The 14,148-nt window shown below is 45.9% G+C and carries 11 protein-coding genes; all 11 read right to left on the bottom strand.

The annotated features are described in order from the left end of the window. Positions 1 to 19: 19 nt before the first annotated feature. Entirely contained in the window at positions 20 to 1,474 is a 1,455-nt protein-coding gene (locus EDD59_RS13650; protein WP_132382823.1) for a flippase, read from the bottom strand. Positions 1,475 to 1,478: 4 nt separating this feature from the next. Further along, complete coding sequence (locus EDD59_RS13655) at positions 1,479 to 2,507, bottom strand: glycosyltransferase family 2 protein (RefSeq protein ID WP_132382825.1); 1,029 nt, start codon at positions 2,505 to 2,507, stop codon at positions 1,479 to 1,481. Between the two features lie 27 nt (positions 2,508 to 2,534). Then, on the bottom strand, positions 2,535 to 3,554 hold the full coding sequence (locus EDD59_RS13660) for a glycosyltransferase family 2 protein (RefSeq protein ID WP_132382827.1): 1,020 nt from the start codon (positions 3,552 to 3,554) through the stop codon (positions 2,535 to 2,537). After that, complete coding sequence (locus EDD59_RS13665) at positions 3,545 to 4,666, bottom strand: glycosyltransferase (protein ID WP_132382829.1); 1,122 nt, start codon at positions 4,664 to 4,666, stop codon at positions 3,545 to 3,547. Before EDD59_RS13665 ends, EDD59_RS13660 begins: the two co-directional genes overlap by 10 nt. Continuing rightward, on the bottom strand, positions 4,663 to 6,063 hold the full coding sequence (locus EDD59_RS13670) for an O-antigen ligase family protein (RefSeq protein ID WP_132382831.1): 1,401 nt from the start codon (positions 6,061 to 6,063) through the stop codon (positions 4,663 to 4,665). The genes EDD59_RS13665 and EDD59_RS13670 overlap by 4 nt, the downstream gene beginning before the upstream one ends. 24 nt (positions 6,064 to 6,087) lie before the next feature. Beyond that, positions 6,088 to 7,173, bottom strand: a complete 1,086-nt coding sequence (locus EDD59_RS13675) for a glycosyltransferase family 2 protein (protein WP_132382833.1) — start codon at positions 7,171 to 7,173, stop codon at positions 6,088 to 6,090. A 53-nt stretch (positions 7,174 to 7,226) separates the two neighbouring features. Then, positions 7,227 to 8,441: a glycosyltransferase family 4 protein gene (locus EDD59_RS13680; RefSeq protein ID WP_132382835.1), complete on the bottom strand. Its 1,215-nt coding sequence runs from the start codon at positions 8,439 to 8,441 to the stop codon at positions 7,227 to 7,229. A 100-nt stretch (positions 8,442 to 8,541) separates the two neighbouring features. Beyond that, complete coding sequence (locus EDD59_RS13685) at positions 8,542 to 9,240, bottom strand: sugar transferase (RefSeq protein WP_132382837.1); 699 nt, start codon at positions 9,238 to 9,240, stop codon at positions 8,542 to 8,544. Further along, the gene (locus EDD59_RS13690; protein WP_132382839.1) at positions 9,237 to 10,442 is read right to left on the bottom strand and encodes a DegT/DnrJ/EryC1/StrS family aminotransferase; all 1,206 of its coding nucleotides are present in this window, start codon (positions 10,440 to 10,442) and stop codon (positions 9,237 to 9,239) included. Before EDD59_RS13690 ends, EDD59_RS13685 begins: the two co-directional genes overlap by 4 nt. A gap of 3 nt (positions 10,443 to 10,445) precedes the next feature. Beyond that, positions 10,446 to 12,437 carry a polysaccharide biosynthesis protein gene (locus EDD59_RS13695; protein WP_132382841.1) on the bottom strand — a complete coding sequence of 664 codons (1,992 nt, stop codon included), beginning with the start codon at positions 12,435 to 12,437 and terminating at the stop codon, positions 10,446 to 10,448. A 22-nt stretch (positions 12,438 to 12,459) separates the two neighbouring features. After that, a complete protein-coding gene (locus tag EDD59_RS13700) occupies positions 12,460 to 14,127 on the bottom strand; it encodes an LCP family glycopolymer transferase (RefSeq protein WP_207670409.1) in 1,668 nt (555 codons plus the stop codon). Between the last annotated feature and the right edge of the window lie 21 nt (positions 14,128 to 14,148).

The raw sequence follows: 14,148 nt of genomic DNA on the forward strand, positions 1-14,148 counted from the left end.
CTCTTCCCTCCCTTGTATCTTACAATTTCCTTATCTTTCGTAAGATTGGTTCCACTATATCCAACACAAATGGTTCTTTCATTGCCAGTAACACTGCCCCATAAGCTCCAAAGTAAATAATAGCAGACACAACCAATGTAAAAAATACTGAATTGATCATAACATAACGCCTGACCAGCCAGATAACAACCGTCGATATAAGTACGGCAAATCCAATCTGTTTCCAGTGAATTTCTCCCTTCATCCCCCATAGCATCTGTTTTAGATAAGCAATCTGAATCATCAGCACTACAACTTCTGCAGCCAAAGTTCCGATTGCAGCACCTGTAGCCGCATATTTAGGTATGTAAACCAAATTAAGAAGTAAATCAACTACAGCTCCAATAATAACGGAAAACAGCACTTTATTTTCTTTTCCAATGGGAACAAGTACTTGTATTCCCAATACATTGGAAAGTCCAATCATAATAATTGTAGGTGTGACTACACACATGGGAATCACCGCTCCCATGAATTCATGACCTGACAATAACAGTATACTTTCTCGGGCGTAAAAAGTAAAGTATATCGTTAATGGGAAAGATATCAGCAATACAAAATTAATTGCTTTTGCAATCATTCTTCTAAATTCTTTTGTCTGACCATTTTCTATATAAAAAGAAAGCCTTGGAAGCAATACGGTTCCAAGTGAAGTAACCAAACTGACAAGTATGTTTTTCACCTTCACAGCTGCATTAAAGTATCCCACGTCTGTGTCCGTCTTCATGAATCCAAGCATCACTGTGTCCAAGTTTGTATAAATTGTAGTTGCCACAGACATTGCAAAAAATACAAATATAGGCTTTATGTGCCGCCGAAAATCATAATTTCCAACCGGCTTCAGCGAAATAAATTTTCGCAGGCGGATAAAGTTCAGTACATAAGAACCGGCATTTGCAAATACTGTGATTCCGCCATAAATAATGTAGTCTTCTTTTGTATGCACAAAGGCAAACATCAGAGCAATCGAAATCACCTTGAACACCATCGCCACTGTGGTGATGTAAGTGTACTGTTCCAGTGCAGAGTACAGCCAGCTTACACCAATTACATTCAGGAGCATTGCTGTACTGCTGATGAGAAGCAGCATCTTGTTTTCCTGAAACTTATCTACAGAAAATAAGGATACTCCAAACACAACGTAGCAAAACAGCATCATTACCACATTAATAATCAGAAGCTCCTGCACTGTCTTTGAAAGTTCCTCTCTATTTTCTCTTACCCGGGCACATGCCCGGATTCCATATGTGGGCACTCCCAGCATTGCAAACATTGTAAAGTAAGTAATTACAGAGGTAGCAAAAGCCACGCTTCCTGTCCCTGCAGGCTTTAGCACGCGAGACACATATGGGAATGTAATCAAAGGAAACAGAAACTGCGACACGGTAAGGAAAAAGTTCATAATAAAATTGAATTTTACCGATTTGATTCTCATGCGATCACTCCTCTGTCATACCGTTTCTTTTCTTCCCCGCTTCCATGATAGCTCCATACCCTTTAAACTTCATCTTCCTCAGGAGCTTCAGCGTCCCGCTCTCCTCCGAGGATAAGTCATAAATCCATCGGCTTTCCTCTTTCAGGCTTTGGTCGAACCTCAAGAATTTTTCTTTATTTTCCTTATCTGACACCGGATAGCTCATAAATATCGTAATCTGGTCTCCCACCATCCGGGCAATCCGCTTTCCTATGTAATCCACCTTCACCTGCTCATCCCCTGAAGCGGTATTTCTGTACTTCTCGGCAAACTCTGTCAGGTGCATGATCACATCTATATGATTCTGTATATGCTTTCGAAATCCCTGCATACTGACGCTTTGGGTGGCAAGGGCAAGGCGGTACATGTAAATATACAAGTCAAAGTAAACGACGGACTCCACATAAGGAAGGGGATACAGAACATATTCTACGTCTACATAGAAGCTGTGTTCATCCATCTGTATCTGGTTCTCTTTCAAAAGACTGCTCCTAAAGATCAACGCATGCATGGCCGGCTGTGCCTTCTCTGCCATATCACAGAAACTCCACCGGTTCTCTTCTGCCCTCTCCTTTTTTAGCAAGGAGTATTCTCTGGGCGTTTTTTCTCCGGTCCGGTCATCTACTTCGTAATAGTTTGTTACGATGCAGTCTGCATCACAGGTTTTGAGCTTTTCTATGAGGAGCTTAAAATCAGGCGTGTTTACCCAATCATCCCCGTCAACCACTTTGAAATATTTTCCGGCACACTCTTTGATTCCCCGGTTAATAGTGGAACCATGACCGCCGTTTTCCTTGGAAATCACCCGAAAGGTCCCAGGATATTGGTTCTCGTACCTTTTTCCGATTTCTGCCGTGCTATCCTTGGAGCCATCGTCTACCACCAATACTTCAATATCTCCCAGAATATCCGGCTCTATAAAAGACTCAAGGGTCTGCTCCAGATATTTTTCCACATTGTAGGATGGAATTACAATTGATAATAATTTTTCCATTATGTTCCTCCCTGTTATTACTGCCTATTATTGTTGCCTGTTTGCCGGACGGATTCTGTCTTTTTGCCTGCGGATCCGGGACAGAAAACGTATCACTCCATACAATCTCCACCTTATCAGCCTGAGCATAATACGGTCCTTCTTTGACAGGCATTTCTTCACATAAGGGTTCAACCCGGCTTTTGGAAATAATTCCGGCACATATTCCCGAAACTTCTTTAAGTAGGGGCTTTGGGGTTCATACAAAAGTATCTCCTTTATAGGTATAAAATAGGCGTGTTCAAAAGCCAGGTACTCCAGCTCCTGCTGAAATGTCTCATACAATCCCCGCTCCTGGAAATATGAGAGAATATCCCGGATAGCAGCCGTCCTGTCCAGATAGCTTTTTTCAAAGTTTCTGCTGCGCATAATAGAGCCTTCATGGAGTATATAATAGTACAGCGGCTCACTCTGCAGATATACAATGCGCCCGGCATTTACCAGAAGTCTGGGGGTCATTGTCAGATCCTCATAGTTTCTGCCTACAGGATAGGTAAGTCCGGTGCTTTGCCAGAATGCACGCCTATACAATTTATTGCAGGGGGACGGGGTTGTTATAAGCAGCCGGGACTGCTCCTTCACATTTGTCACCTGGTTCCCCGGAATCCGCATACTCCATCTGTCATGCCGCCCGGTAGCTTCCTCTATTTCTTCAAAATCAAAAATGACTACATCTGCCTGATGCTTCTCGGCGCAGCGCAGAGCGGCCTCCACGTAATTTTCCGCCACATAATCATCCCCGTCCACATACATCAGGTATACACCTAAAGCCTGGGCAAGTCCTGTATTTCTCACATCGGAGATTCCGCCGTTTTTCTTATGGATTACATGGATACGGGAGTCTTTTTCTGCATACGTATCGCAGATTTCCCCGCTTCTGTCTCCGGAGCCGTCATCAATTAGCAAGATTTCCAAGTTCCGGTATGTCTGCCCTGTCAAGCTTTCTATGCATTTTTCAATATAGTGCTCCACATTATAAACTGCTACAATCACACTGACTAACGGCATACAATCCTCCTTAGCTGCTCTCTCTGATTCTCTAAGTCATAATATCTTGCTTCTTTTGTCAACCTGACTTGGCTTCTATCATAATCTTGATGCTGCAAAATAAACTCTGCCCAGCTTTTGGGGCCCTCTGACAGTGGCAGAAAATAGCAGTGATCCTGTATTTTTGCTTCTTCTGTAATCGTGTCACTGAACACACAGGGAAGCTTTGTGCACTGTGCCTCCACTCCTACAACGGGAAGCCCCTCAAATCTTGACGGGAGAAGAAGTAAGTCCATGGCCTGATAGAGACGTTCTGTGTCCGAACGCCAGCCCAGGAAACGCACTGCCTCCCCCAGGCCCTTTTTTTTCACCAGCACTTTCACACTTTCCAGTTCCACGCCCTTTCCTCCGAGAAGCAGCATGGATTGGCTTCTGCGCCTGTGTACCTGCTCAAACACATCAATCAGGAAGGGATAATTTTTGGCATAGCAGAAGTTTCCCATATGCCCTATCACGAGCACATCATCCTCAATTTTCAGTTCCTGCCGCACTTCTTTTCTCAGGCTTTCATCATACCGGAACCTGTCCCCGTCTACCGCATTATAAATTACTTCAAACCTTTCGGAGTCCGTTATCTTCTTGGGGAAAAGCCATTCCCCTGCCTTGACTGAACAGCCGTAAAAACGCGTTCCTGCTCTGTAGAAAAACAGCCTGCAAATCTTGTGCACAATATCATATGCAAAACGCTGTACAGTACTTTCACAGTCATTTCCGCTGGAATGGCTGTGTATTGCTCTTTCGGGAACACCCATTCTTTTTGCGGCAAAGGCAGCCACACAGTCGATGGCAGTGGATACATTCAGGTACACCATATCATACTTTTTATTTTTTAAAATACTACATACCTGCCGGAACTGCTTTATTGGGTGCTTTAGACTTGCAATTGCATACAGCTCTGAATGATATCCGGCCAGATATGTTTTCAGTTCCCCGTGGCTCCCATCGGTGAGAAAGTCCATCTCTATCTCTTCCGCCCCAGCCTCTGCCTTCACAGTCCCCAGGAAGTTCAGCAAATATTTATCGATTCCTCCGGCCTTTCCGTCCATAATGAAACCCACCAGTATTTGTTTCATGAATGCTCCTCTGCTCCTATCTGACAAAATCTCATTGCATATCCCAGAAACAGCCAGAAGCACATGTTCTGGGGTGCATTTACATAAAAGATAAACGATAAAAAGGTGCCTGCGGCAAGCAGCGCCACTGCAGCCGAAGTGGAAAATACAGCCTCAGCCCTATATTCAGGAGATACCAGGTGGACCCTCTTTAACAAAATAATGCAGATGTTGACCAGCAGAGCAATAAAAATAACTTCCCCCAGTACTCCCTGTCCTACAAGAATGTCCAATTCCAGGTTATGCATAGAGTCATATTTTACATCATAGGCATTTTTAACCAGATACCCCTCCGGAAAATATTTCTTTGTGTATCCCTGGATATTGCGGAAGCCTACACCAATTACGGGAGATTTTTGTATGATCTGAAGACCATTTTCCCAGATTTCTATTCTTCCGTTGCTGTAATCCTTTTTCAAATCATTTTCCCTGGTCTCTTTCTTTGCGCCAGTGACCTTCTTAACCTGTAACGCCGGCTGCTGTGCTTTTACTGTTTCTTCCATTTTCTGGTCCACAGGCCGGTATACAGCCTTCACTCCAACATCACCTGTCAAAACAATCCCCGCTGCCAGAAGAGCTCCGAGAACGGGGACGAGTACCCGTTTCCAGAGTGTTCCGCTTTTTTTTCTAATCCAGGCCAGCAGACATCCGCCAAATACAATTCCGGCAGCCAGAGACACAATTGCAGTTCTGGAATCCGACAATGCCACGTAGAAAAAATTAATAATAAAAAGCAGACTAAGTCCAATTCTCTGCCATAATTTCCGCATACAGTAAAACAGGTAAACCAGCATAAACAAAGCGACAATTGTGATGGTAGCACCGTGATTTGGATCGTCATAGACTCCCCACAGGCGCTCCCAGCGGTAGCCGATACCGTGAGCGGTACCTGTCTCATCGATATAGTTATACTTGTGCCCCCAGTACACCATACTCAAGCTGATTAGATTGGCCACTGTACAATAACAGATATAAATAGCAGAAATCCATTTTATCTCCCGGCGTATCTCTTTCCCGGACATAGCAAATGCACTGAAATATATCACTGCAATGGGTATCACAAGCCAGATCAGTCCCTTTACATTCTCTGTGACACCATAGGACAGGTGTGCGGCAGCACTGATCATATAGCTGACGACAAATGCGGCCAGAATCCATAAATTGTATCCTTCCCTGTACCACTTATGCTGAAACAGCATCCACAAAATCATCCCGGCACCAGCCACTGTAATCACGTAGGATGCCTTGTACATCCAGACCGTGCCGTTTACAAAGGCATTAAAAGCCAGCAATAAGTAAAGCAGATAGCAAACTTTAAAAAGGAAAAGTGCCTGTTTAAGTTTTTTATTTTCTTCCATAAAGCCTCCTTTGAGATAAAAGCACTATCTTCCGGATTTTACTTTCGAATAAACCACAGGCATAAATCTCCTCACAATATAAATTCCCCTGCCCATCGTTAAACAGAGTATTGTCCTTTTCCAGCGGAAAAATAACAGTGCAATGCGAAGTGACATACTTTTCTTCGCCCGGGCTGCAGGAATCAGTTCATTGAACAGGCCATCGGAAAATACCTGTCTGCACCACCTGTACCGCTGTGCGTGGTCCATGCCCGCCTGCTTATTACAATTGCGCTCCAATGCGGAGAGGATATAACGGCCATAGAGACTTCCCAATATGCTTCTGACCTCCTCCGTACAGATTCCCCAGTAGGAGAACTGGTCGAACAGCATTTCAATCCTTCGCCTGTGCAGTATAAAATAGTCCGGCACAAATTTATTTGTCAGGTTTCCCTCCAGCTTCTTTCCGTAATGATAGGGTGTAATCGGCAGAATATTCAAAGTTTCAATATCCATGAAGTACTGGATGTTAAATACAATATCCTCTATCAGCTTTACATTCTCGTATTCAAGTTTCAGCTCCCGTATGTAGGAGAGCCTGTAAAATTTATTCCAGGGATATCCGTACAGTGTCTCCTGCTCCAGCTCGACGATATGTGGCCGCAGCTCCTCCGCTGTTTTAAAGCAGTGCTCTTTCGGACAGATGGAGTGGGTGTACTGCAAGTTTCCCCTTTTGTCATAATACTCTTCCACATGGCCGAACAGGACGGCCTGGGCAGGGCTTCGCTCTATAGATGCATATACCTGCTCCAGCAGCGCGGCGTCCACATAATCATCCGGGTCCATGTACCAGATGTACTCTCCGGATGCTGCCTTTGTACCTGTATTTCGCGCTGCACTCACCCCTTGGTTCACCTCATGCCGAATGATTCGGATACGTGAATCCTCTGCTCCATACTTTTCTGCAATCTGCCCGCTCCTGTCAGGAGAGCAGTCATCCACCACAATAAGCTCCCAGTCAGCAAATGTCTGCTTTTGTATACTCAAAATTGCTCTCTCTATGTACTTTTCCACACCGTAAGTCGGCATGACAATTGTAAAATAAGGATTCTTAGATTTCCCATTCTCCATGAATGTTCACCACCTTTCAAGGAAATCCGATTCACCGCCGGTTCTTCAAACGGCTAAATCAGTTTCCTGATTAGTTCTTCTATCTTCCTGTATGACTTAGGCCTGTCAAACTGCTCCTCGGCAATCTGTCTTGCCTTCCTTCCCATCTCCAGGCGCTTTTCTTCGTCTCTGTACAAGTCTTCAATGGCATCTGCCAGGATGCCCGCATCCTCCGGCTCAATGTTCACACCGAATCCGTCATTTTCTACTTTATTCCGGAATTCCGGACTCATACAGGTGTTAATCATCGCTTTCCCCGCTGCCAGATAATCTCCTATTTTTGTCACAATACTCTGGGGAGCTTTCCGCACAAAGGAATTCACGACAATATCGGACTTCTTCAGATACGCCGCCATTTTATCATAGGGGGCATACCCCACAAATTCTGCATTATTGATCTTTTTATCCCTGGCGAGGGCTTCCAGCTCGTCTTGTAGTGGTCCGCCCCCGAGGATTTTAATCTTAATATTTTTTTCCCCCCTTTTAGCAAGTTCTTCTGCCGCAAGAAGCATAGTGCGGATATCATAGCTGGTTCCGATGGTGCCCGCATAAGTCACCCAGAATTCCTCTTCCGGTTTCATTATTTCTCCGGAGGTCTTCTCTGCCCCGCTGTCAAAGACCGAAAGCTCATTTCCCACATACACAGTGGCTTTTGGCACATCCCTTTTCTGATTCTCAAAGGGCCTGTCCCTGTATTCATCAGAGGTGCCGATTACACCGGACACCAGTGAATACACCTTCTCGGCATCCCGCTGCAGGGGATAGAACAAAATAGAACTGATAACAGGAATATCCAGCACCATCCGCATTGCCTCGGGCCACAGATCGTTGACATCCGCCACAAAGGGAATCCCCTTTTTCTTTGCAAACTCTCCGCAGGCCAGTGCCACATCGTTGGGCGGAATCTCTGCGTACAGCAAGTCATAGTCCCCTTCCCTTTCCAGGAGAGCAGTCAGATTCTTTGCCGCAATCCGGTGGCTTCGGATTCGTTTTATATCCACGTTCCGCTTATAGCCCGGTTCATAAATAAACTTTAATCCAAACTTATAATCTGATTTTCTTATTTTTTCAATATCCCGCTGAGCCTTTTCCCAGTGCTGAAATGTGGTGGTAATCAGATCCACCCGGTATCCCGCCTCCGTCAAAAAATCACAGAGGTACCGAAACCGGGTATACCCCTTTTCCCCATCCAGCCTCACCCCCATCGTAATGACTGCTATCTTTTTCATACCTATACTCCTTGGTGAGGTCCTTTCGAACCTAGTAGTAAGGTACAACCTGCTGGCTTAGTGAGGTCCTTTCGAACTTAGCAGCATGGTTGATCCTTTTTTATTTTATCACAGCCAGAATTGTGTCCAGCATGACTTTTATATCGCTAAAAAAGCTGAAATGTTTTATGTACTGCAGATTGTATTTCATTTTTACCGGGAGGATATATTCTACATATACCTCGTCCACTGACCCTCCCGTCTCTTTCTGACGCTCTTCCAGCAATCTGTCCTCATCCTTGAACCGTATACTTGCCCGGGAAGTGACCCCCGCCGGAAGCAGCAGTGTAGCCCGCATTTCCTCTGTGTACTGCTCCACATACTTTCTGACCTCGGGCCTTGTTCCCACAAAGGACATCTCCCCTCTCAGAATGTTAAACAGCTGCGGGAGCTCATCCAACCGGAGCTTCCTCAATATTTCCCCGCATCGTGTAATTCTGCTGTCCTGCTTTTTTGTGACAAGAGGGCCTTTTTTATCGGCCCCCACCACCATAGTTCTGAACTTGAAAATACGATATGATTTCCCGTAACGCGTAATTCGCTCCTGCCTATAGAAGACCGGGCCCCTGCTGTCTAATTTTATCCACACTGCAAGGACTGCCATTACCGGAATCAATATGGCTGTCAAAATAAACGCAAGAAAGAAGTCAAGCCCCCGCTTCAGGCGGAGGGCAGACTTCTTCTTTTTCAACATTTTGTAATATGGCTTTACTGAATCATTGCGCATGAATTCTGGCAATTGCTCCCAATCTGGTATCATATAATCAGGCTCCTGAATGTATCTGCAACATACTTCACCTGCTCATCTGTAAGGCAGGTATGAAGAGGCAGAGTAATTTCATTTTCAAACTGAGCATATGCATTCGGATAGTTTTTGATGTCAAATCCCATCCGTCTGTATGCAGTCAGCATAGGCAGAGGCTTATAGTGCACATTGGATGCAATCCCCGCTTCCGCCAATTTCGTGATTATATTGTTGCATTCTTGTCGAGATTTGTCAAGCACACTTGCCAAATATAAATGGCCGCTGGAGGTATAATTATCTTCAAAATGATGCAGTACTTCCACCGGGCTGTCCTTGAATTCCTCATTGTATTGCTCTATCAGACTTTTTCTCCTCCTAAGTATGTCCGGATACCTTTTCAGCTGAACCAGCCCGATGGCCGCCATAATGTCTGTCATGTTGCATTTATAATAGGGGGCTATAATGTCATATTCCCAGGCGCCGGCCTGGGTTTTCGCCAGGGCGTCTTTAGATTGTCCATGGAGGGAGAGAAGCATGTAATCTCTGTACATGGCCTCCCCATCCAAACCTGCACGGGCAATGGCCTGTGACCATGTCACTGCGCCGCCCTCCGCCGTAGTCAGATTCTTCACTGCGTGGAAGGAAAAGCATGTAAAGTCAGCAATTTCTCCACACATTTTCCCGTCCCGGGATGCACCGAAAGCATGGGCTGCATCTGCCATCACAAGAATTCTGCCCATAGCTTCCTGCCGTTCATTGGAAGGGACAAATAAATCTTTCTTTTCTTCTGCAATCCGAAAGATTTCATCATACCTGCTATAAACAATACCTGCCAAGTCTACACAGATGATTGCTTTTGTCCGCTTTGTCACCGCCTGGCGCACTTGCTCCGGATCCATTTCAAAGGTACCCGGCATGGTATCTACAAGAACCGGGACTGCACCCACATGGCAGATGCAGCTGCAGGTGGCGGTGTACGTGTATGCAGTAGTGATCACCTCATCTCCGGGGCCAATTCCCATCAGGTGCAGCGTCATTTCAAGGCACGCTGTGGCTGAATTCAGGCAGACGGATCTTTCCGTATGCAGGTACCTGCTGATCTGGTGTTCAAACTCTTTTGTCCTTGGGCCCGTGGTGATCCAGCCGCTGCGCAGAGTCTCGGCCACCTCGGCAATCTCTTCTTCTGTAATATCCGGTGGTGAAAATGGTACATTCATAACTTATTCTTCCTGTCCTTTCTTGTCTTCCCAGCCTGTATTTTCCCATTCCAGAAAGGCACTGGGAAGCTGGGATCTTGTATCTGCAAATTCCTGCTTCCAGCAGGACTGTATCTGCTGATCCCTGCGCACATCTGCTTCTCTTAAGTGGTAGGTTGGAATAATTTTATGGACAATATCCTTCATACAGTCTGTCTCCGCATAGGCCTCCTTGTACAGATCCTCCAGATCTTTTAAAAACTCGTCTTCATCAAACTCAATAGGCTTTCCGATATGGATTTTCTCATTCCCGGTGCTTTGAAGACCCTCTTCTGCCATCAGCAGCTCTTCATATAGCTTCTCTCCGGGACGCAAACCCGTATACTGAATTTCTATATCCACCCCAAGGGTATACCCTGACAGTCTGATCAGATTCTTTGCCAGATCCACAATTCTCACCGGCTGCCCCATATCCAGGACAAAAATTTCTCCGCCCTTGGCACTGGCTCCTGCCTCCAGAACCAAAGACACAGCCTCCGGTATAGTCATGAAATACCGGATAATATCCGGATGGGTCACTGTGACCGGTCCTCCTGCCTCTATCTGCTTCTTAAACAGTGGTATAACACTGCCGTTGCTGCCCAGCACGTTTCCGAAACGCACCGCCACATATTCCGTCCTGGAGCGGTGATTGAATACTTGGATAATCATCTCGCACATCCGCTTGGAGGCGCCCATAATATTCGTCGGATTCACCGCTTTATCCGTGGAAATAAGCACAAACTTTTCCGCCCTATAGCGATCTGCAGCCAATGCGACCTTGTAAGTTCCGAAAACATTGTTCTTAATTGCCTCATTGGGGCTGTCCTCCATCAGCGGCACATGCTTGTGGGCCGCCGCGTGGTATACAATGTCAGGCCTGTATTTGGCAAAGACACTATTTAATTTCCTTCCGTTTCTGACAGAGCCTATGAGCACCACCAGATCCAGATTCGGCCATTTTGCCTTCAGCTCCTGCTGGATTTCATAGGCATTGTTCTCATATATGTCAAAAATAATCAGCTGCCTGACACCGTTTGCGGCAATCTGGCGGCAGAGCTCACTGCCGATACTGCCGCCTCCCCCTGTTACCATTACCACCTTGTCAGATACATAACGGCCGATTTTCTCTGTTGTAATCCGGATTGGATCCCTTCCCAGCAAATCTTCTATTTGCACGTTTCTCAGCTTAGAAACGCTGACCTCTCCGTTCACCAGCTGGTACACTCCGGGCAAAATCTTCAGCTCACAGTCAGGAACCTTCTGACAGATTTCCAGTATTTTCTGTCTCTCCCTTTTATCTGCACTCGGAATGGCAACAATTATCTCGTTGATGCGGTATTTCTCTACATATTTCAAAATGACATCTCTGCCGCCCACTACCTTTACTCCGTGGATGTAAGTTCCGTGTTTTCTTTGATTGTCATCGATTACACAGCAGATTTTTGCATCCAGCTCAGTGCTGAGCTCCAACTCCTTCATCACTACATTACACGCCTCTCCCGCCCCGATGATCATTGTATTTCTCACATGGCGGCCGTGGATGTTCCCGTGGTAGAGCAGCCTGGCAAGCCGGTAGGAGAACCGGCTTAAACAAGTCAGTAAGAACAATGATGTGGTATAGAGGGGGAAGTAGCTCCTGTATATGGTTCTGTAAGTGAGGTAATAAGCCAGAATATTAAACAAAACCGATACTCCGCAGGCCTCAATAATATAAACCAGTTCCTTAATGCTGGCAAATCTCCAGAGGCTCGTGTAAAGCCTGAACAGGGCAAATATGGTGACCGTCACAATTGTATTTGCCACAACCAGTCCTCTCACTGAATCAGCATACTCAGGCGGTATCTCACTGATGTGCATATTAAAACGGATCCACAGTGCCAGAAATGAACTGACATTGATGAAAATGATATCCAAAAACACCAGCAGTACTTTATATACAATAGAAAGGTCCCACTTTTTAAACAGTTTCATCATTTCTCTTTTCCTCGGTATCTAATCATTGAGCCACCTCTGAATCCGGCAGCGTTTCTCCTTTTTCCACCGCATTGATTGCTTCTATAATCGGTGTTATGGAAGCCATGTCCGGCTGGGTTACATAGAGAATGCTTCCTGGTGAAGAATAGCATTCCTGATTATCGCCGGTTCCTTCTGCTGCCATGGATTTAATGTTCCAGGCCCCCCCGCCGGAAAGCTGGCTTTTAATCAACTCCTGAATCTGGTTCTGCGACATGTTTGTATCTACATTTCCGCTGACGCTGCTTAAGACTCCATTGGCGCCTGTCAAAATTGCGGGAGAAATAGCTTTCTTAATCATAGCTGTGATTACGGCCTGCTGGTTCTTTCCCCTTTGGAAGTCACCGCCGTCCACATTCATTCTTTCTCTGGAAAATGCCAGGGCCTGTTTTCCGGTAAAATGGTTTTCTCCCTGTACAACATTCATGACCAGACCAGAATCGTCGCTCGTTGTGAAAGCCTGCTCTGATATGACATCCACTCCGCCCAGGGCATCCACCATCTGTTCCAATGAAGTGAAGTTCACCCTTGCATAAAAATCAATGTCCGTATCATAGAGCTGTTCCAAAGTAGCCATCGAAGCATCTACCCCGTAAATTCCCGCATGGGTCAGCTTATCCTTCTGTCCCCCTGAAATGCCTGGAATTTCCACATAATAATCCCGGGGTGTAGTCACTAGAAGAATCTGATGCGTCGTGGGATTCACGGTTGCTATAATATTTACATCACTGCGGCTGTTAGTCTCAATGGCCCCATACACATCAATACCGCTGATATATACTGTGAAGGAATCATCCGCCACCTTTACGTCCGCCGCCTCATTCTTAAGGGTACTGGTAATCTCATGACTGTAGATAATCTTTACTTCGTCACTGTAGCCCTCATATGCCTCCTCCAAGACTCCTGTGTAGGCGTCATTGTACACAATGGCCTGTACCTGTCCGTCCCGCAGAGCCTCTGCCTGTTCATTCAGGCTTTTATATTCGGTGGTGGAAATATTTCTTCCCAGCTCCTTATTGATTGCCTCTACTGTACTCTTAACGTCATCGCCTTTCATTGCATATTGTACGCCAAAGCTGTAGTCGGCAGCATCCCCAATGGTCTCGGCCGGATCATCTGCCAGAACCGCGACTACCATCTTATCCACCTTTGTATTTCCGCCGGTAATATCCTCAACAGTGCCATTGGTCTTAAATATATAGTAGGAGCCCAACGCCAGTACGACAGACATAAAAATACTGAACACTTTCCCTGCAATTGCTTTTTTCTTAGATACCAGCTGCCCAATCAGTGGAATAAGCCAGAACACCAGCAGTATTCCCGCAGCGGCTCCCAGATATTTCATGGGCAGCATGTTCAATACGAACAGCGCCGCAATAAATACCAGCGTCACGGCAAGCTGGATTCCACATAAAATGATCCCAACCTGTCTGCTCACCTTGTTGGAAGCCCGCCTCTTCCCGGGCTTTTGCCCTCTTCCGGCATTCCTGCCATCCGATCCCATGCCGCCTCTTCCCGGACTGCCTGCCAGGGATTTGGCCGGGTTGTCACTAAGGGTTCTTCTTAGCGCCTCTTCCCTTCTGCGGCGGTCTCTCTCCTGCTCTCTCCTGTTCGCCTCCTGCTCTTTCGAGCGTTTTTTTTGTCGGCCCATATTTATATCTCCTTTACTGGT

This window comes from Muricomes intestini (assembly GCF_004346165.1).
Lineage (GTDB): Bacteria > Bacillota > Clostridia > Lachnospirales > Lachnospiraceae > Muricomes > Muricomes intestini.

What these genes read in the sequence shown, in the direction of transcription:
- EDD59_RS13690 (WP_132382839.1), bottom strand. Translation starts at nt 10,442, where the DNA reads ATGAATGTACCATTTTCACCACCGGATATTACAGAAGAAGAGATTGCC.
- EDD59_RS13675 (WP_132382833.1), bottom strand. Translation starts at nt 7,173, where the DNA reads ATGGAGAATGGGAAATCTAAGAATCCTTATTTTACAATTGTCATGCCG.
- EDD59_RS13680 (WP_132382835.1), bottom strand. Translation starts at nt 8,441, where the DNA reads ATGAAAAAGATAGCAGTCATTACGATGGGGGTGAGGCTGGATGGGGAA.
- EDD59_RS13695 (WP_132382841.1), bottom strand. Translation starts at nt 12,437, where the DNA reads ATGATGAAACTGTTTAAAAAGTGGGACCTTTCTATTGTATATAAAGTA.
- EDD59_RS13670 (WP_132382831.1), bottom strand. Translation starts at nt 6,063, where the DNA reads ATGGAAGAAAATAAAAAACTTAAACAGGCACTTTTCCTTTTTAAAGTT.
- EDD59_RS13665 (WP_132382829.1), bottom strand. Translation starts at nt 4,666, where the DNA reads ATGAAACAAATACTGGTGGGTTTCATTATGGACGGAAAGGCCGGAGGA.
- EDD59_RS13650 (WP_132382823.1), bottom strand. Translation starts at nt 1,474, where the DNA reads ATGAGAATCAAATCGGTAAAATTCAATTTTATTATGAACTTTTTCCTT.
- EDD59_RS13700 (WP_207670409.1), bottom strand. Translation starts at nt 14,127, where the DNA reads ATGGGCCGACAAAAAAAACGCTCGAAAGAGCAGGAGGCGAACAGGAGA.
- EDD59_RS13685 (WP_132382837.1), bottom strand. Translation starts at nt 9,240, where the DNA reads ATGATACCAGATTGGGAGCAATTGCCAGAATTCATGCGCAATGATTCA.
- EDD59_RS13655 (WP_132382825.1), bottom strand. Translation starts at nt 2,507, where the DNA reads ATGGAAAAATTATTATCAATTGTAATTCCATCCTACAATGTGGAAAAA.
- EDD59_RS13660 (WP_132382827.1), bottom strand. Translation starts at nt 3,554, where the DNA reads ATGCCGTTAGTCAGTGTGATTGTAGCAGTTTATAATGTGGAGCACTAT.